Here is an 18,274-nt window from a genome sequence, read left to right on the forward strand (position 1 = left end):
GGCATAAATGTAGCCAGTAGAAGGTGAACGCTTTCCGTAGCCGACCGAGCCAAACGCTCAGAAAAGACCCTCTCTGACCTTGATTTAATGTAATGAGAAGACGCGCTACCCATAGGCGCGTTAATACGCTATTGCAAATGCAAATAGTTATCAATAATATTATCAATAAATATTACCTTTGTTGATAAAAATCACGGTAAACATAGGGTTACTGACGGAATGCAAATAACGGGAAGTGATGACTGGTGGCGGGGGATCGCCGGCCCGCAGACTGAGGCGCTGGGCGACGCATATCGGGTGACCTTCTGGTGGCGCGATCCGGCAGGCAGCGAAACCACGTCGCCGATTCGGCGGGTGTGGATTTACATTACCGGCGTCACCGATCATCACCACAACGCGGCGCCGCAAACCCTGCAGCGCATCCCCGGTACCGATGCCTGGCGCTGGCAAACCACGCTCCCCGCCAGCTGGCGCGGCAGCTACTGTTTTATTCCCTCCGAACGCGACGACGATTTTTCCCCGCAGCTTTTTAACGGTGAAGCGCCGGACCGCGCGCTGCTGCGCGAAGGCTGGCGCAAACTGCTGCCGCGGGCGATTGCCGATCCCCGCAATCCTCAAAGCTGGAAGGGGGGACGCGGCCACGCGGTCTCGGCGCTGGAACTGCCGCAGGCGCCGGAACAGCCGGGTTGGCATTATCGCGAGCCGGTTTCACCAGCGCCGCGCTGTATTGAATGGCGCAGCCAGCGATTAGGTAACCAGCGACGAGTGTGGATTTACACCACCGGCAGTGGGACGGATCGCCCACTGGCGGTCCTGCTTGACGGCCAGTTCTGGGCCGAAAGCATGCCGATTTTTGCGCCGTTGGCGGGGCTGACGCGGGAAGGTCGCCTACCGCCGGCGGTCTATGTGCTGATCGACGTTATCGACAATCAACACCGCAGCGTCGAGCTGCCCTGTAATCGTGATTTCTGGCTGGCGGTACAGGAAGAACTGCTGCCGCAGGTGCACGCCGTGGCGCCATTCAGCGATCGCGCCGACCGGACGGTGGTGGCGGGGCAGAGCTTCGGCGGTCTGGCGGCGATGTATGCCGCGCTCCACTGGCCGCAGCGTTTTGGCTGCGTTCTGAGCCAGTCGGGGTCGTACTGGTGGCCGCAGCGCGGCAGTAGCCAGCCGGGAGTGATACTTGAACAACTGCAGCGCGGCGAGCTTCGACCGCAGGGGCTGCGTATCTGGCTGGAAGCCGGCGTGCGCGAGCCGATTATTTTTCGCGCCAACCAGGCGCTTTTCGCGCAACTACGGCAGACCACGCCGTCCGTTTTCTGGCGCCAGGTTGACGGCGGTCATGACGCGCTATGCTGGCGCGGCGGGCTGACGTCCGGGCTTATCCAGCTGTGGCAGCCTTTGCGCCGCGGGCAACAACACGCGCTTAATGAGGAGTGAGAGATGCAATTCAGCAACCCCTTCGACAATCCGCAAGGGCAGTTTTACATTCTGCGCAACGCACAGGGGCAATATAGCCTGTGGCCGCATCACTGCGCGCTGCCGACAGGCTGGACGGTGGAGTGTCCGCCGCAGTCATTAGAGGCCTGTAACGCCTGGCTTGCCGCCAACTGGTCAACCCTTATCCCAGCGCACTACGCCTCCTGAGGAGCTTTCGATGAGTACACGTTTACCGCTGGTTGCGGCGCAGCCGGGAATTTGGATGGCTGAACGCCTCTCCACGCTACCCGGCGCCTGGAGCGTTGCCCACTATGTTGAACTGCGCGGCAATCTTGATCCGGCGCTGCTGAGTAAGGCGATCGTCGCCGGGCTTAAGCAGGCCGATACCCTGAGCATGCGCTTTTGTGAAGATAACGGCGAAGCATGGCAGTGGGTTGATGATGCGCGCGAGTTTGCCGAGCCGCAAAGCGTCGACCTGCGCCAGCAGGCCGATCCGCACATGGCCGCGCTGGCGCTGATGCAAAGCGATCTCGGGCAGAATCTGCGCGTCGATAGCGGTAATCCGCTGGTCTGCCATCAGCTCATGCGCGTTGGCGACGACTGCTGGTACTGGTATCAGCGCTATCACCATTTGCTGGTCGATGGCTTTAGCTTCCCGGCCATTACCCGCCAGATCGCCGCTATTTATCGTGCCTGGCAACGCGGCGAAGAGACGCCGGATTCACCGTTTTCGCCGTTCGCCGAGGTGGTAGAAGAGTATCAGCGCTACTACGGCAGCGAGGCGTGGCAGCGCGATAAAGCCTTCTGGCAGGCGCAGCGTCAGGCGTTGCCGTCTCCGGCCTCGCTATCAGACGCGCCGCTGGCCGGGCGGGCGACCAGCAGCGATATCTGGCGCCTGAAACTGGAGGCCGATCCGGCTGTCTTCAGCCAGCTCGCCGCCAGCGCGCCGCAGTGCCAGCGTGCCGATCTGGCGCTGGCGCTGACGACGTTGTGGCTGGGGCGGCTGTGTGGCCGAATGGATTACGCGGCTGGCTTTATCTTTATGCGCCGCATGGGATCGGCGGCGCTGACCGCCACCGGCCCGGTACTCAACGTACTGCCGCTGGCGGTGAATATCGACGCGCAGGAGACGCTGGCGCAACTGGCGACGCGTCTCTCCGGGCAACTAAAAAAAATGCGCCGCCATCAGCGCTACGATGCCGAGCAAATTGTCCGCGATAGCGGCAAAGCGGCGGGCGACGAACCGCTGTTTGGCCCGGTGCTGAACATCAAAGTCTTTGATTACCAGTTGGATATCGACGATGTGCAGGCGCAGACGCATACCCTCGCCACCGGCCCGGTGAATGACCTCGAGCTGGCATTATTTCCGGACGAACACGGCGGCCTGTCGCTGGAGATCCTCGCCAATAAAGCACGTTATGATGACGTCACGCTGAACCGCCACGTATCGCGTCTGACATCGTTACTGGCGCAGTTTGCCGCCAATCCGGCGCTGCGCTGCGGCGAGGCGGAGATGCTGTCGGCAGAAGAAGGCGCGCAGCTGGCGTTGATCAACAATACCGCGATGCCGCTGCCGACCACTACCCTCAGCGCGCTGGTGGCGGAACAGGCGCGGAAAACGCCGGATGCCCCGGCGCTGGCGGATGCCAACTGGCGCTTTAGCTACCGCGAAATGCGCCAACAGGTGGTGGCGCTGGCCAACCTGCTGCGGCAACGCGGCGTGCAGCCGGGGGATAGCGTGGCGGTTGCCTTACCGCGTTCGGTCTTCCTGACGCTGGCGCTGCACGGTATCGTCGAAGCCGGCGCCGCCTGGCTGCCGCTGGATACCGGCTACCCGGACGACCGTCTGCGGATGATGCTGGAAGATGCGCAGCCATCGCTGCTGATTACCTCTGACGATCAACTGGCCCGGTTTAGCGATATTCCGGGACTGACCAGCTTGTGTTATCAGCAGCCGCTGGCTGCTGAAGATGATACGCCGCTGGCGCTGTCAAAACCGGAACATACCGCGTATATCATCTTTACTTCCGGTTCCACCGGACGGCCGAAAGGGGTGATGGTCGGCCAGACCGCCATCGTGAACCGCCTGTTGTGGATGCAAAATCACTATCCGTTAACCGTCGCCGATGTGGTGGCGCAGAAGACGCCGTGCAGCTTTGATGTCTCGGTATGGGAATTCTGGTGGCCGTTTATGACCGGCGCCCAACTGGTGATGGCGGCGCCGGAGGCGCATCGCGATCCACAGGCGATGCAGCGGTTCTTCGCGCAGTACGGCGTGACCACCACCCACTTTGTTCCGTCGATGCTGGCGGCGTTTGTCGCCTCGCTGGATAGCGATAATGTGTCATCCTGCCGGACGCTAAAACGCGTTTTCTGTAGCGGCGAAGCGCTGCCGACGGAACTGTGTCGCGAATGGGAGCGCTTAACCGGCGCGCCATTGCATAACCTGTACGGGCCAACGGAAGCGGCGGTGGATGTCAGTTGGTATCCCGCCAGCGGGCCAGAGCTGGCGGCGGTAACCGGCAACAGCGTGCCCATCGGCTGGCCGGTATGGAACACCGGATTACGTATTCTTGATGCCGCCATGCGCCCGGTGCCGCCGGGCGTGGCGGGTGATTTGTACCTCACGGGCATCCAGCTGGCGCAGGGGTATATGGGCCGCCCTGATCTCACCGCCAGCCGCTTTATTGCCGACCCGTTTGCCCCCGGCGAGCGCATGTACCGCACCGGCGATGTGGCGCGCTGGCTGGATAACGGCGCGGTGGAATATCTTGGCCGCAGCGACGATCAGTTGAAAATTCGCGGCCAGCGCATTGAGCTTGGCGAGATCGACCGGGTGATGGCGGCGCTGCCGGACGTCGCGCAGGCGGTGTGCCACGCCTGCGTCTTCAATCAGGCCGCGGCCACCGGCGGCGATGCCCGCCAGCTCGTCGGTTATCTGGTGAGCGAGTCCGGCCAGCCGCTGGACGTGGCGGCGCTGAAGGCGCGTCTTAGCGAACAGCTGCCGCCGCACATGGTGCCGGTGGTGTTGATCCAACTGGAATCTTTCCCGCTCAGCGCCAACGGTAAGCTGGATCGTAAAGCGCTACCGCTGCCCTCCTTAAGCAGCGAGCGCAGCGGTCGCCCGCCGCAATCGGCTACCGAAATGGCCGTTGCCGCGGCGTTCAGCCAACTGCTGGGCTGCGAGGTAAATGATATCGAGGCCGATTTCTTCGCCCTCGGCGGCCATTCGCTGCTGGCGATGCGGCTGGCGGCGCAGCTTAGCCGCGAGCTGGCGCGGCAGGTGACGCCGGGGCAGGTGATGGTTGCTTCGACGGTCGGCAAGCTGAGCGCGCTGCTGGCTTCCGACCTGAGCGACGAGCAGGCGCAGCGTCTGGGCTTCGATGCGCTGTTGCCGCTGCGTGAGAGCGACGGTCCGACGCTGTTCTGCTTCCATCCGGCCTCCGGTTTTGCCTGGCAGTTCAGCGTGCTGGCGCGTTATCTTAGCCCGCGCTGGTCGATTACCGGTATTCAGTCGCCGCGTCCGACGGGGCCGATGGCCTCCGCCGCCAACCTCGACGAAGTCTGCGAGCACCATCTGCGCACGCTTTTAGCGCAGCAGCCGCATGGGCCTTACTATCTGTTTGGTTATTCGCTCGGCGGAACGCTGGCGCAGGGGATTGCCGCCCGTTTACGCCAGCGCGGCGAAGAGGTGGCGTTCCTCGGCCTGCTCGATACCTGGCCGCCGGAGACGCAAAACTGGGCGGAGAAAGAGGCGAACGGTCTGGATCCCGAAGTACTGGCGGAAATCGCCCGCGAGCGCGAAGCGTTTCTCGCCGCTCAGCAGGGGCAGGCTTCCGGCGAGCTGTTCAGCGCGATTGAAGGTAACTACGCCGATGCGGTGCGCCTGTTGACGACCGCGCACAGCGCGAAGTTTGACGGTAAGGCAACGCTATTTGTGGCGGAGAAAACGCGCCAGAAAGGGATGGATCCGCAGGTCGCATGGGGGCCGTGGGTTGGCGAGCTGGAGGTGTTCAGCCAGAACTGCGCCCACGTCGAGATTATCTCGCCGCAGGCCTTTGAAGCGATAGGCCCGGTAGTGCGGGAAATTCTGGGGTAACGATAGAGCTCGGGCTACCCGTTTTTGGTAGCCCGGCTCAGCGCAGCGCAAGCCGGGAATGCGATGGTTGAGATGATATAGAAAAGATTAACGACGTCCCAGCGGCACCACCAGCGGCGTATGCGCCACCGGATCCTCGATTATCGTGCAGCGCAGGCCGTAGATACGCTCAATCAGATCCGCCGTGACGATCTCTTTCGGCGCGCCTTCGGCAACGATCTTACCGTCGCGCAGGGCGATCAGATGGGTGGCGTAACGGCAGGCCTGATTGAGATCGTGCAGTACCGCCGCCAGCGTATATCCCTTCTCGCGATTCAGCTCGCTTAACAGTTCCAGCAGGTCGATCTGATGGCTGATATCCAGCCAGGTCGTCGGCTCATCAAGCAGCATAATCGCCGTCTCCTGCGCCAGTACCATCGCAATCCATGCCCGCTGGCGCTGGCCGCCGGAGAGGGTATCCACGCTCTGCAGCGCGAGGTCGACAATACCCGTCGCCCGCATCGCGTTATTTACCGCTGTTTCATCTTCTTTACGCCAACGGGTAAACATCGGCTGGTGCGGATAGCGACCGCGCGCCACTAGCTCTTGTACGGTGATATCGCCGGGCGTGGTGGCATTCTGCGCCAGCAGGCCAATCCGCTTCGCCACCTCTTTGCTGGCGTAGCGCTGGATCTGCTCGCCGTCGAGATAAACGTGTCCGCTGGACGGCGTCATCAGACGGCTAAGGGTCCGCAGCAGAGTTGATTTACCACAGCCGTTGGGGCCGATAATCGCCGTGAAATGACCGTCAGGAATTGTGACATTCAGCGATTCGGCGATGGTCTTTTTGCCGTAGGCCAGGGTCAACTGGTCGCCGCGCAAACGGGAAGTTACAGCGGTCATTTTTTGCGGGACTCCTGAATTAATAACGCGATGAGGTAGATACCGCCAAGACTGACGGTGACCACCCCAACCGGTAACTGATAAGGCATGAACAGGCGCTGAGCGCAGTAATCGGCCAGCGCCAGCAGCAGCGCGCCGCACAGCGCCGACTGGGTTAACCCCCAGCGTGCGGTACCGCTTATCCGCCGGGCGATATGCGGCGCGACCAGCGCGACGAAAGAAATAGGCCCGGCCAGCGCGGTGGCGGAAGCGGTCAGCAGCACCGCCACCAGCATCAGCAGCAGGCGCGAACGTTCGACCCGAACCCCCAGCGCGCAGGCGGTATCGTCGCCCATCTCCAGCAGCCGCATCCGCCGCGCCAGCAGCGCGCCGCACGCCAACATCAGCAGAATCAGCGGCGCCGAAGGCCAGGTTTTGCCCCACGTCAGGCCGTTGAGCGAACCGGCATTCCATAATCCGGCGGAAAGGGCGGTCTCAAGCGACGCGCGCAGCAGCAGCCAGGTATTGAATGCCACCAGCATGGCGCGCACGCCGATGCCGATAATGATCAGGCGGAAGGTTTCTATGCCGTTGCGCCACGCCAGCAGCCACACCACCAGCGAGGTCAGCACGCCGCCAAGCATTGCCGCCAGCGCGATGGCGGTCAGGTTCTGGCCGAACATCACCATCGCCACCAGCACGCCGCTCCAGGCGCCGGTGTTGAAGCCCATTACGTCCGGGCTACCCAGCGGGTTACGCATCAATGACTGAAAAATGGCGCCGCTGACGCCAAGCCCGGCGCCGATCAGCAGCGCCATCAGCACGCGCGGCAAGCGCCATTCGGTGACCACCATGCTGACGTTACGCGGTGCGTCGCCGAGTAGCGCCGAAACCACCTGTTCGATGCTGAGCGGCACCAGGCCATTACCCAGACCGAGCAGCGACACCAGCAGACTGGCGGCGATCAGCAGCAGGCAGCAGAAAATCAGGCGACGGGAAGGGGCCATCACAGCGCACCTCCTCGCGGCTGACGGCGAACCAGCCAGATCAGCACCGGCGCGCCGATAAAGGCGCTGACCACCGAAACGCGCAGTTCACCGGGCACCAACAGGCGGCCAAGCACGTCGGCAAACAGCAACAGGGCGGGGGTGGCGAGTAGCGTGACCGGCAATGACCAGCGATGATCCGCTCCCACCAGCCAGCGCGCCATATGCGGCATCATCAGGCCGATAAAGGCGATAGGGCCGACCAGCGCCGTCGCGCTGCCGCACAGAACGGTGATCGCCAGCAGGCCGATAAGCTGGGTGCGCGCGACCCGGCTACCGAGCGCGGTGGCGGTGTCGGCGCCGAGACTCAGGCTGTTTAGCGCCCGGCTGAGAAACAGCGTTACCGCGGCGGCAATCAGTACCGGCAGCAGGACGATTTTCAGCGTTTGCAGGGTGCGAATATCCAGCGAACCGGCCTGCCAGAAGCGCAGCTGGTCATATACGTCCGGGTTGAGCAGGGCGATGCCGTTAGATAAGCCTTCCAGTACCGCCGCCAGCGCCACGCCCGCCAGGGTCAGGCGCACCGGGCTAAGCTGGCCGCCGCCCTGGCTGCCGGTAAACGCGACCAGTAGCGACGCGGCGAAGGCGCCGCAGAAGGCCATCAGCAGCTGCTCCTGCGGCGAAGTGATACCCAACAGCGCCGCGCCTAACACGATGGCGAAGCTGGCGCCGGAGTTGACGCCGAGCAGGCCCGGGTCGGCCAACGGGTTACGGGTGAGGGTTTGCATCAGCGCGCCGGCGAGACCGAGCGCGCAGCCGGCGAGCAATCCGGCCAGCGTACGCGGCAGGCGGGCATCCAGTACGATGGTACAGTCGGCGCTCTGACAACTGCCGGAAAAGGCATCGACAATCACGGAAGGCGGCAGAGGTTTGGCGCCGATAAGCAGGCTGAGCGCAATCGCGAGAGCTAAAAGTAACAAGAGACCAGGCACGGCGACGGCGCGCACCGTGGTCGTAGAAAACGACATAGTTCAAATCCCTGACATGATAATGATAGTAGTTATCGTTATCGATTTTATTCAGGTATGTTATCATGAGAAACCATAAAAATGGTATGAAAAATAACGACAAGGCCCTTGCATGAACCGACCTTCCCGGCTGCTTAATGTCAGCCTCCTGCGCACCCATCCGGCGTTCCGCGCCGTCTTTATCGCTCGCTTTATCTCGATCCTGTCGCTTGGCCTGCTAGGCGTGGCGATCCCGGTACAAATCCAGATGATGACCCATTCGACCTGGCAGGTGGGCCTCTCAGTGATGTTGACCGGCTGTTCAATGTTCATTGGGCTGATGGTCGGCGGCGTGTTGGCCGACCGTTATGAACGCAAACGCCTGATCCTGCTGGCGCGTGGCACCTGCGGCGTTGGCTTCGTCGGCCTGTGCCTGAACGCCATGCTGCCGGAACCCTCGCTGGCGGTAATTTACCTGCTGGGGATCTGGGATGGCTTCTTCGCCTCTTTAGGCGTAACCGCGCTATTGGCGGCAACGCCGGCGTTAGTCGGCCGCGAAAATCTGATGCAGGCAGGGGCGATCACCATGTTGACCGTGCGTCTCGGTTCGGTGATCTCGCCGATGATTGGCGGACTATTGCTGGCGACCGGTGGTGTGGCCTGGAACTATGGCCTGGCGGCGGCAGGGACGTTCATTACCACCCTGACGCTGCTACGCCTGCCGCTGCTGCCGCCACCGCCGCAGCCGCGCGAGCATCCGCTGAAATCGTTACTGGCGGGGCTAAAATTTCTCTTTAATAGCCCGCTTATTGGCGGTATTGCGCTGCTCGGCGGCCTGTTGACGATGGCCAGCGCGGTGCGGGTGCTTTATCCGGCGCTGGCGGAAGGCTGGCAGATGTCAAATTCGCAAATTGGCCTGTTGTACGCCGCCATCCCACTTGGCGCGGCGCTGGGAGCGTTAACCAGCGGGCAACTGGCGCATACCGCCAGGCCGGGAGCGTTGATGCTGATGACAACGGTAGGGTCATTTGTGGCGATCGCTTTATTCAGCGTGATGCCGTTCTGGGCGCTGGGCGCGCTCTGTCTGGCGCTGTTTGGTTGGCTGAGCGCGATAAGCTCGCTGCTACAGTACACGCTTATCCAGACGCAAACGCCGGAGAATATGCTGGGGCGCATTAATGGCCTGTGGACCGCGCAGAACGTCACCGGCGATGCCATTGGCGCGGCGTTGCTTGGCGGATTAGGGGCGGTGATGACCCCGGTGGCTTCAGCCAGCGCCAGCGGCTGGGCGCTGGTGATTGTTGGCGTATTACTGATTGGCTTATTGCGCGAGCTACGTCGTTTTCAGCGTCCGGAGATGGTCAGCGAAAGTTAAGCGCGATAATAGCAAAAAGGCCCCGGATTGCTCCGGGGCCTGGCTTCACTTATAACACTTAGTATGCGCCGAGGTCTTTCCAGACGTCGAACTGGCCGCAGTACAGGTCAGGCTGGTTGCCCTGAGACCACCATTTCACCTGATAGTTGTGACCTTTCCAGCTCACGGTTTCAAAGGTACCCCAGTTGCCGCCATAAACGGTTTTAGCATCCCACAGCGGGTAAGGCGTAGCGTCGTCGGACGGTACCACGTCATCATCCTGCGCAGGCGTGGTGTCATCAGTCTCTTTTTCTTCGTCAGCAGGTTCATCTGCCGGCTCATCGGCTGGCTTGTCATCACTCTGACCGTTTCCGGAAGCCACGACGACGGAGAGGATAAAGCGCTGCTGGGTTGACGGTTCGCCCCAGGTATCGCGAACGAACAGGGTAAAGGTAAACTCGGTATCCGCGGTGACTTCCGGTACATCGAACTCAATAACCGCAGCGGTTTTATCCGCAATATCAATCGCTGCCGGCACGCCCCAGCTGTAGCTCAGCTCGTCGCTATCTTCATCAGACGACTTTTCCCCGGACAGACGAACGCGGGAGCCGCCTACGACCATCATCTCAATCGCCGCCTCTGGCGCATGGTTTACCGTCGGTTCAGTCTGGTCTGTATCTTCTTCCTCTTGTTCATCAGCTGGCGCAACGTTGATGCCTTCGAAATAGAACGGGTCCATATCGATAACTTCAGAAGCGATTTCATATCCCAGACCTTCACGGGCGGCGTTAACCAGCACGCCGTTGTCCTGGTCGATAGTCCAGGTGAACATGCCGCCCAGACCCAGCTTCGCCGCGTATTCGCCTTTGGCTTTCACGGTGCGCGGCGTATCCAGCGACATAAACAGTTTGGATTCCGGGTTGTAGAGGTAGTCAGCGTCAGCCACCTGGTCGGTATAAACGTTAAAGCCGTTACGCCCTTTCTGGTTTTCCAGGTCCAGGTAGTTATAAATGACGTCATACCATTCGGTGGTACCCGATTCAAAGGTACCGACGGTGGTGCCGTTACCCGGGTTATAGGTACCTTTCAGCGGAGACAGCGACTCCAGCTCGGCGTTGCGGCCGTTACGGGTATAACCGGCGTAACCGATGTTGATACGTTCAGCGGGGAAACCTTCCGCCAGCAGATGTTCAACGATGGTGTTAACCGCCCAGCCGCCTTGTTCAATGGCGTTCAGGTTGCTGTGGTGAGCAATGCTTTCGGCCCACGGGGTGCCGAAGAAGTCATAGGTCATCAGGTTGATGCCGTACAGACCGGCGCTGAGCAGCGCTTTGACGTTGGAATAATCGAAAGTCTTCACCACCGCCGAACTGGCGATAGAGATTTTGACATCGCTCAGGCCGGCGGAATCCAGCTGCTTACGCAGTTCGGCAATGAGCAGGGCGTAGTTATCGCCATCTTCCGGGCCATAAGGGTTACCGGCGCCTTCAGCGTTCGGGTACTCCCAGTCGATATCCACTTCGCTGAACATCGGGAACTGTTTGAACAGCTTCACCACGCCTTTAGAGAAGGTTTTACGTGCGGAATCAGACGCTGCGGTTTCATGGAAGCCGTTACTCATGGTCCAGCCGCCGATGCTCATGGACAGCACCAGGTTGTGGCCCTGCTGTTTGGCTTTCGCCTGCAGGTCGCGCAGGCCGCCGAGCAGGCCTTTAGTGTTCGTCTGGGTTACGGTTTTCGGATCGACGTCCCAGCCGCTGACGCTGTGGCCAACGTTAACGTAAGACTGGAAGTCGCCCCACGGGTCGAGGAAGGTCGGTTCATATTTGACTTTGCCGCACTGCTCGGCGCCTTCGGCCACCACATCGCGATACAGACCATCCACTTTATGGAAGCCGGTCACGCCGACGAAGCCAACGATGATTTTATCGTAAGCGGTCGGTGAGACGTTGGTCAGGTCGTAGCCGCGGCCGCGGTTATCTTTCGCATCGCTGCCCTGCAGGCGACCATCATACTGAGACCAGTCGGTGTAGTAGCCGAATACCTTTGGTTTGGTGGTTGCGCTTTTGTATTTGTTATAGACCGGTTTGGCGACGCGGTCTGACGTGTAGCTGTAGTTGCTGACTTCAGTTGCCGGGTTAAAACCATCTGCTGCGTTGCTGGTTTCGGTCAGGGTATCGCCCTTGATCAATTTGCTAGTGGTCACGGTAAGTTCCTTCTGAGTTGAATGTCCACCTCAAGTGGTGTGGGGCAGATATTCGGGGAAGGCGGCGACGATGGCTAATCACAAAACAACACCTCGAATGATGATGTTTCGCATGAGGAATGGATGAGAAATCAAAGAGGAAAAGGAGTAAAAAGTCTTTTGTAACAGATAGATGATGTGTTTGATGAGATGAAATGAGATCCCGGCGCCTGGCGCCGGGAAGGGAGACTCAGGCAAAGAGCGCGGATAAACGCTGCAGGACCAGCATGGCGCTGTAGTAGTCAAGACGGAAGGTTTCGGTACCCAGCGGATAAACGCGCTTCGCAGCAACCGACGGCAGGTGCGCCAGCAGCGGGTTAGCGTAAATGGCCTCAGCGTCTTTCTGGTCGCCGGCGAACAGGAACAGGCTTTCGCCGTTGATACCCGCCGCCAGATTCTCGCCGCCCAACTGCACGATGTCGTGACGCTTACCCTGGCTCTGGCTGGCGTGAAGGCCGCCCGGCAGCGCCGCCAGCTTAAAGCCTAACTGTTCCAGCATCTGACCCTGCGCTGATTCCGGCGTCCAGATATTGGCGCTATGCGCCGCGGCGGTATAAACCAGCGCGGTGACCGGCTGCGGCGGCAACTTCAGTTTCTCTTTTAACGAAACGAGCTGTTTATTGAACTCGGCAATGCGCGCATCCGCCTGCTTTTCGTGACCGGTAATATGCCCTAATTGGGTAAGCAGCGTCTGCCAGCTTTTATCGTCGTAGTTGATGACAAGCGTCGGCGCGATAGTCGAAAGCTGGTCGTACAGGGCGAGAGCGGAATCGCCGCCGGTGGCGCTAATCAGGATCAGATCCGGCATCTGCGCCGCCACCGCTTCGGCGCTGGGTTCGCCAATATACAGTCGCGCCAGTTTGCGCTTTTTCGCGACATCGCCCCACTGGCGCAGAAAGCCCTGCGCGTCTGCCACGCGGTTATTCGGCGTGGTTGCGCCGCTGGCCACCACCGGCGCATCAATAGCCAGCAGCGAGCCGGTGAGGGTAACGCTGGTTGAGACTATGCGCAGCGGCTGGCTTTCCAGCGTATGGGTGCCGCGGCTATCGGCGATCTGACGCGGCCAGTCCGCCGCCAGCGCTGAGGTAATTCCTAAAAGGCACAGCCCGCTGGCGAGTAAAGTACGACGGCAAAAAGTGGCAAAATTCACGAATTCGCATCCTGAGTCAGTTGTAGTAAATACGTCTCATTTTCAACATTGTGTTGCCTGGATGCAAGTTTAAGTCGCATAACCTGCTGTTTGTGCGGTTGACAAGGAGAGCAATACCTTTTAGGTTAGCCAACAAAAATATAAATGATAATTATTCTTAATATCTTTATCGTTTTTGGAGGATGATATGGAAACGTCACTGGCTGAGGATGTACAGGAAAAAACGCAGACCCTGTCGCCGCAAAGCTTCTTCTTTATGTCGCCGTACCGCAGCTTCAGCACCACCGGCTGTTTTAGCCGTTTTTCCCAACCTGCCGTCGGCGGTGATTCACTGAACGGCGAGTTCCAGCAGAAAATGGCGGCCGCTTTTGCCGAAGCCCGCGCGGCGGGGATCCGCAAGCCGGTACTGGTCGGGGCGATTCCGTTCGACACCAATCAGCCTTCCGAGCTCTATATCCCCGAACGCTGGGAAACCTTCTCCCGTACCGACAAACAGCAGTCCGCGCGTTACGCGGCGCCGCTCAAGGCGATGGATGTTGTCGATCGTCAGGAGATCCCGGAACAGGACGAGTTTTTGGCGATGGTGGAACGTGCCGCCGCGCTGACGGCGACTCCGGAAGTCGACAAAGTGGTGCTCTCAAGGCTGATTGATATCACTACCCGCGACCGGGTCGATAGCGGCGCGCTGCTGGAGCGGCTGATTGCCCAGAACCCGGCGAGCTTTAATTTCCATGTCCCGCTGTCAGACGGCGGGGTACTGCTGGGCGCCAGCCCGGAACTCCTGTTGCGTAAAGAAGGGCTGCATTTCAGTTCGCTGCCGCTGGCCGGCTCTGCCCGCCGCCAGCCTGACGACGTGCTGGACCGCGAAGCAGGCAATAAATTGCTGGCCTCCGGTAAAGATCGCCATGAGCACGAGCTGGTGACCCAGGCGATGAAGAGCGTGCTTGGCCCGCGCAGTAGCCAGCTGTCGCTGCCGGAATCACCGCAGTTGATTACCACGCCAACCTTATGGCACCTGGCGACGCCGATCGAAGGTACGGCGCTGGCGGAAGAAAACGCCATGTCGCTGGCCTGCCTGCTGCACCCGACCCCGGCGCTGAGCGGTTTCCCGCACCAGGTGGCGAAGCGCCTGATTGCCGAGCTCGAACCGTTCGATCGCCAGCTGTTTGGCGGCATTGTCGGCTGGTGCGATGACGAAGGCAACGGCGAATGGGTAGTGACCATCCGCTGTGCGCGCCTACATCAACGCTCGCTGCGCCTGTTTGCCGGCGCGGGGATCGTCCCGGCCTCCTCGCCGCTGGGCGAATGGCGCGAAACCGGCGTCAAACTCACCACCATGCTTAACGTATTTGGCTTGAATTAAGAGGCAAGGATGATTGCATTTACCCGTTGGCCGGAAGAGTTTGCGGCCCGCTATCGTCAAAAAGGCTACTGGCAGGATCTGCCGTTAACCAATCTGATTACTCGTCATGCGGAAAATGACGCCGTGGCGATTATCGACGGAGAGCGGCAGATTAGCTTCCGCCAGTTTAACCTGCTGGTGGATAACCTCGCGTCTTCCCTGCAGCATCAGGGGCTTAAGCGCGGAGAAACCGCGCTGGTGCAGCTTGGTAACGTCGCCGAGTTCTACATTACCTTCTTTGCGCTGCTGCGCATCGGCGTCGCTCCGGTTAACGCCTTGTTTAGCCACCAGCGTAGCGAACTCAACGCCTACGCCGCGCAGATTAAACCCTCGCTGCTGATTGCCGACCGCGAACACGCGCTGTTTGCTGACGATAGTTTCCTTAATAGTTTTATCGCTGAGCATCCTTCGCTGCGCGTCGCGCTACTGCGTAACGATGGCGGCGAGCGCGACCTGGCAACGGAAATTAACCGCACGGCGGATAACTTTGTCGCCAATCCGACGCCGGCTGACGAAGTGGCTTTTTTCCAGCTCTCTGGCGGCAGCACCGGGACGCCGAAGCTTATCCCGCGTACCCATAACGATTACGATTACAGTATCCGCCGCAGCAACGAGATCTGCGGTATTAACGCCGATACGCGCTATCTCAACGCGCTGCCGGCGGCGCACAACTATGCGATGAGCTCGCCGGGCTCACTGGGCGTCTTCCTCGCCGGCGGCCGGGTGATCCTCGCCGCCGACCCGAGCGCCACGCTCTGTTTCCCGCTGATTGAAAAACATCAGATTAACGTCGCGTCGCTGGTGCCGCCGGCGGTCAGCCTGTGGTTGCAGGCTATTCATGAATGGGGCAGCAACGCGCAACTGCAATCGCTGCAGTTATTGCAGGTTGGCGGAGCGCGCCTGTCCGCGACGCTCGCCGCGCGCATTCCGGCGGAAATCGGCTGCCAGCTGCAGCAGGTGTTCGGCATGGCGGAGGGGCTGGTTAACTACACCCGCCTAAACGATAGCCCGCAGCGGATTATCAACACCCAGGGTTGCCCGATGTGCCCTGACGACGAAGTGTGGGTGGCGGATGCCGACGGCAACCCGCTGCCGCGCGGCGAAGTTGGCCGTCTGATGACCCGTGGGCCTTATACCTTCCGCGGCTACTACAACAGTCCGCAGCATAACGCGGAAGCCTTTGATGCCGATGGATTTTACTGCTCCGGCGATCTGATTTCGATCGATGAAGATGGCTATATCACCGTCCAGGGGCGGGAAAAAGATCAGATCAACCGCGGCGGCGAGAAGATCGCCGCTGAAGAGATAGAAAACCTGCTGCTGCGCCATGAGGCGGTGATCCACGCTGCGCTGGTCAGCATTGAGGACAATCTGCTGGGCGAGAAGAGCTGCGCTTATCTGGTGGTGACATCGCCGCTGCGCGCCGTCGCGGTGCGCCGCTTCCTGCGCGAGCAGGGCGTGGCTGAATTTAAATTGCCGGATCGCGTGGAGTGCGTTGCCGCGCTGCCGCTGACGCCGGTGGGCAAAGTCGATAAAAAACAATTACGTCAGTGGCTGGCCGAAGGCAAGCTGGGCTGAAGGAGAACAGAAAATGGCAATCCCTAAATTACAGGCTTATGCGCTGCCGGAAGCCAGCGATATTCCGGCGAACAAAGTTAACTGGGCCTTTGAGCCGTCGCGCGCCGCGCTGCTGATCCACGACATGCAGGAGTATTTCCTCAATTTCTGGGGCGAAAACAGCGCGATGATGGAAAAAGTGGTGGCCAATATCGCCGCCCTGCGCGACTTCTGCAAACAAAACGGTATTCCGGTGTACTACACCGCCCAGCCGAAAGAGCAGAGCGATGAAGACCGCGCCCTGCTGAATGATATGTGGGGGCCGGGGTTGACTCGCTCGCCGGAACAGCAACAGGTGATTGCCGCGCTGGCGCCGGATGAACAGGATACGGTGTTGGTGAAATGGCGCTACAGCGCGTTTCATCGCTCGCCGCTTGAAGAAATGCTGAAAGAGACCGGCCGCGACCAGCTGATCATCACCGGCGTTTACGCCCATATCGGCTGCATGACTACCGCCACCGACGCTTTTATGCGCGATATCAAACCGTTCTTTGTCGCCGATGCGCTGGCGGACTTCAGCCGCGAAGAGCATTTGATGGCGCTGAAATACGTCGCCGGCCGTTCCGGACGGGTGGTGATGACCGAAGAACTGCTGCCGCTGCCAGCCTCCAAAGCGGCCCTGCGCGCACTAATTCTGCCGCTGCTCGACGAATCCGACGAACCGCTGGATGATGAAAACCTGATCGACTACGGGCTGGATTCGGTGCGTATGATGGCGCTGGCCGCCCGCTGGCGCAAAGTGCACGGCGATATCGACTTCGTGATGCTGGCGAAAAACCCGACCATCGACGCCTGGTGGGCTCTTCTTTCCCGCGAGGTGAAATAATGGCGGCTCTGGATTTTCACGGCCAGACCGTGTGGGTGACCGGCGCAGGTAAAGGCATTGGCTATGCCACCGCGCTGGCTTTCGTCGAGGCCGGGGCCAACGTCACCGGTTTCGACCTTGCCTTTGACGGCGAAAGCTACCCGTTTGCCACCGAAATGCTCGACGTCGCCGATGCCGACCAGGTACGCGACGTTTGCGCGCGTCTGCTCAACGATATCGAACGACTGGACGTGCTGGTGAATGCGGCCGGGATCCTGCGCATGGGGGAGACCGATCAATTGAGCGCGGAGGACTGGCAGCAGACCTTCGCGGTGAACGTCGGCGGCGCGTTTAATCTGTTTCAGCAGACGATGGCGCAGTTCCGCCGTCAGCAGGGCGGGGCGATCGTCACCGTCGCCTCCGATGCCGCGCATACGCCGCGTATCGGCATGAGCGCCTATGGCGCCTCGAAAGCGGCGCTGAAAAGCCTGGCGTTGACCGTCGGGCTTGAGCTGGCAGGCAGCGGCGTGCGTTGTAATCTGGTATCGCCGGGCTCCACCGACACCGATATGCAACGTACCCTGTGGGTCAATGAAGATGCTGAACAGCAGCGGATCCGCGGATTTGGCGAGCAGTTTAAGCTTGGGATCCCGCTGGGCAAAATCGCCCGTCCGCAGGAGATCGCCAATACCATTTTGTTCCTCGCCTCTTCTCACGCCAGCCATATCACGCTGCAGGATATTGTGGTCGATGGCGGCTCGACGCTGGGGGCGTAGATGGCCTGGAAACGAGAGCTCACGCTTGCGGCGCTGAACGCCAGCAGCGAAAACACCATGGTGGCGCATCTTGGCATCGTCTACACCCGGCTGGAAGAGGGGCTACTGGAGGCGGAGATGCCGGTGGATGCGCGCACGCATCAGCCGTTTGGCCTGCTGCACGGCGGCGCTTCCGCGGCGCTGGCGGAGACGCTGGGCTCGATGGCCGGTTGGCTGATGACGGAGGATGGGCAGTGCGTGGTGGGCACCGAGCTTAACGCTACCCACCATCGTCCGGTCTCCAGCGGTAAAGTGCGCGGTGAATGCCGACCGCTGCACCTTGGCCGCCAGAGTCAGAGCTGGGAAATTGTAGTGTATGACGATAAAGGGCGGCGCTGCTGCACCTGTCGTCTGGGTACCGCGGTGCTTGGCTAAGACGCCGCTATTTCCCCGGCTTGCGCTGCGCTGAGCCGGGCTACCAAATCGCACAGAGCTGTAGCCCCGGTAAGCGGTAGCGCCACCGGGGGTTTTGAGGCCGCCACCCGACAAAAAA

General features: G+C 60.6%; 14 protein-coding genes. 9 read left to right on the forward strand and 5 right to left on the reverse strand.

Annotated elements, in window-relative coordinates; genetic code table 11:
• Nucleotides 1-171: 171 nt before the first annotated feature.
• The 3 genes from fes to entF are packed head-to-tail and all read left to right on the forward strand — an operon-like array spanning nucleotide 172 to nucleotide 5,539.
• Nucleotides 172-1,440 (forward strand): enterochelin esterase, encoded by a 1,269-nt coding sequence (fes, locus tag ACSEMK_RS01525; RefSeq protein ID WP_430914477.1) that lies wholly within the window; start codon nucleotides 172-174, stop codon nucleotides 1,438-1,440.
• A 3-nt stretch (nucleotides 1,441-1,443) separates the two neighbouring features.
• Complete coding sequence (locus ACSEMK_RS01530; RefSeq protein ID WP_015367778.1) at nucleotides 1,444-1,647, forward strand: MbtH family protein; 204 nt, start codon at nucleotides 1,444-1,446, stop codon at nucleotides 1,645-1,647.
• 10 nt (nucleotides 1,648-1,657) lie between these two features.
• On the forward strand, nucleotides 1,658-5,539 hold the full coding sequence (entF, locus tag ACSEMK_RS01535) for an enterobactin non-ribosomal peptide synthetase EntF (RefSeq protein WP_430914399.1): 3,882 nt from the start codon (nucleotides 1,658-1,660) through the stop codon (nucleotides 5,537-5,539).
• Between the two features lie 87 nt (nucleotides 5,540-5,626).
• Here entF and fepC read toward each other — a convergent pair whose 3' ends face one another.
• The 3 genes from fepC to fepD are packed head-to-tail and all read right to left on the reverse strand — an operon-like array spanning nucleotide 5,627 to nucleotide 8,414.
• A complete protein-coding gene (gene fepC / locus ACSEMK_RS01540) occupies nucleotides 5,627-6,421 on the reverse strand; it encodes an iron-enterobactin ABC transporter ATP-binding protein (RefSeq protein WP_087860268.1) in 795 nt (264 codons plus the stop codon).
• Nucleotides 6,418-7,407 (reverse strand): iron-enterobactin ABC transporter permease, encoded by a 990-nt coding sequence (gene fepG, locus ACSEMK_RS01545; protein WP_213317422.1) that lies wholly within the window; start codon nucleotides 7,405-7,407, stop codon nucleotides 6,418-6,420. The genes fepC and fepG overlap by 4 nt, the downstream gene beginning before the upstream one ends.
• Nucleotides 7,407-8,414, reverse strand: a complete 1,008-nt coding sequence (gene fepD / locus ACSEMK_RS01550) for a Fe(3+)-siderophore ABC transporter permease (protein WP_213794466.1) — start codon at nucleotides 8,412-8,414, stop codon at nucleotides 7,407-7,409. Before fepD ends, fepG begins: the two co-directional genes overlap by 1 nt.
• A 112-nt stretch (nucleotides 8,415-8,526) precedes the next feature.
• On the opposite strand from fepD, the gene entS reads away from it, so the two are divergent.
• Nucleotides 8,527-9,768 carry an enterobactin transporter EntS gene (gene entS, locus ACSEMK_RS01555; RefSeq protein ID WP_430914398.1) on the forward strand — a complete coding sequence of 414 codons (1,242 nt, stop codon included), beginning with the start codon at nucleotides 8,527-8,529 and terminating at the stop codon, nucleotides 9,766-9,768.
• A gap of 58 nt (nucleotides 9,769-9,826) precedes the next feature.
• Here the strand turns inward: entS and ACSEMK_RS01560 are convergent, their stop codons facing one another.
• Together ACSEMK_RS01560 and fepB are read right to left on the reverse strand one after the other, a co-directional pair.
• Entirely contained in the window at nucleotides 9,827-11,953 is a 2,127-nt protein-coding gene (locus ACSEMK_RS01560) for a glycosyl hydrolase family 18 protein (RefSeq protein ID WP_430914397.1), read from the reverse strand.
• Nucleotides 11,954-12,182: 229 nt separating this feature from the next.
• Nucleotides 12,183-13,142, reverse strand: a complete 960-nt coding sequence (gene fepB / locus ACSEMK_RS01565; protein ID WP_113373833.1) for a Fe2+-enterobactin ABC transporter substrate-binding protein — start codon at nucleotides 13,140-13,142, stop codon at nucleotides 12,183-12,185.
• 187 nt (nucleotides 13,143-13,329) lie between these two features.
• Here fepB and entC point away from each other — a divergent pair, with 187 nt between their 5' ends.
• The 5 genes from entC to entH are packed head-to-tail and all read left to right on the forward strand — an operon-like array spanning nucleotide 13,330 to nucleotide 18,156.
• Entirely contained in the window at nucleotides 13,330-14,505 is a 1,176-nt protein-coding gene (entC, locus tag ACSEMK_RS01570; protein WP_430914396.1) for an isochorismate synthase EntC, read from the forward strand.
• A gap of 9 nt (nucleotides 14,506-14,514) precedes the next feature.
• Nucleotides 14,515-16,122, forward strand: a complete 1,608-nt coding sequence (gene entE, locus ACSEMK_RS01575; protein WP_430914395.1) for a (2,3-dihydroxybenzoyl)adenylate synthase EntE — start codon at nucleotides 14,515-14,517, stop codon at nucleotides 16,120-16,122.
• Between the two features lie 13 nt (nucleotides 16,123-16,135).
• Entirely contained in the window at nucleotides 16,136-16,987 is an 852-nt protein-coding gene (entB, locus tag ACSEMK_RS01580) for an enterobactin biosynthesis bifunctional isochorismatase/aryl carrier protein EntB (protein ID WP_015367768.1), read from the forward strand.
• Nucleotides 16,987-17,742, forward strand: a complete 756-nt coding sequence (gene entA, locus ACSEMK_RS01585) for a 2,3-dihydro-2,3-dihydroxybenzoate dehydrogenase EntA (RefSeq protein WP_316424404.1) — start codon at nucleotides 16,987-16,989, stop codon at nucleotides 17,740-17,742. Before entB ends, entA begins: the two co-directional genes overlap by 1 nt.
• Entirely contained in the window at nucleotides 17,743-18,156 is a 414-nt protein-coding gene (gene entH / locus ACSEMK_RS01590; protein ID WP_316424405.1) for a proofreading thioesterase EntH, read from the forward strand.
• Nucleotides 18,157-18,274: the final 118 nt, after the last annotated feature.

It is taken from the genome of Klebsiella sp. K-3 (assembly GCF_051207495.1).
GTDB lineage: Bacteria > Pseudomonadota > Gammaproteobacteria > Enterobacterales > Enterobacteriaceae > Klebsiella > Klebsiella aerogenes.

Bases quoted from the DNA above. Each gene is read 5' to 3' on its own strand.
- ACSEMK_RS01530 (WP_015367778.1), top strand. From the start codon at position 1,444: ATGCAATTCAGCAACCCCTTCGACAATCCGCAAGGGCAGTTTTACATT.
- entF (WP_430914399.1), top strand. From the start codon at position 1,658: ATGAGTACACGTTTACCGCTGGTTGCGGCGCAGCCGGGAATTTGGATG.
- fepC (WP_087860268.1), bottom strand. From the start codon at position 6,421: ATGACCGCTGTAACTTCCCGTTTGCGCGGCGACCAGTTGACCCTGGCC.
- fepG (WP_213317422.1), bottom strand. From the start codon at position 7,407: ATGGCCCCTTCCCGTCGCCTGATTTTCTGCTGCCTGCTGCTGATCGCC.
- fepD (WP_213794466.1), bottom strand. From the start codon at position 8,414: ATGTCGTTTTCTACGACCACGGTGCGCGCCGTCGCCGTGCCTGGTCTC.
- entS (WP_430914398.1), top strand. From the start codon at position 8,527: ATGAACCGACCTTCCCGGCTGCTTAATGTCAGCCTCCTGCGCACCCAT.
- entC (WP_430914396.1), top strand. From the start codon at position 13,330: ATGGAAACGTCACTGGCTGAGGATGTACAGGAAAAAACGCAGACCCTG.
- entE (WP_430914395.1), top strand. From the start codon at position 14,515: ATGATTGCATTTACCCGTTGGCCGGAAGAGTTTGCGGCCCGCTATCGT.
- entB (WP_015367768.1), top strand. From the start codon at position 16,136: ATGGCAATCCCTAAATTACAGGCTTATGCGCTGCCGGAAGCCAGCGAT.
- entA (WP_316424404.1), top strand. From the start codon at position 16,987: ATGGCGGCTCTGGATTTTCACGGCCAGACCGTGTGGGTGACCGGCGCA.
- entH (WP_316424405.1), top strand. From the start codon at position 17,743: ATGGCCTGGAAACGAGAGCTCACGCTTGCGGCGCTGAACGCCAGCAGC.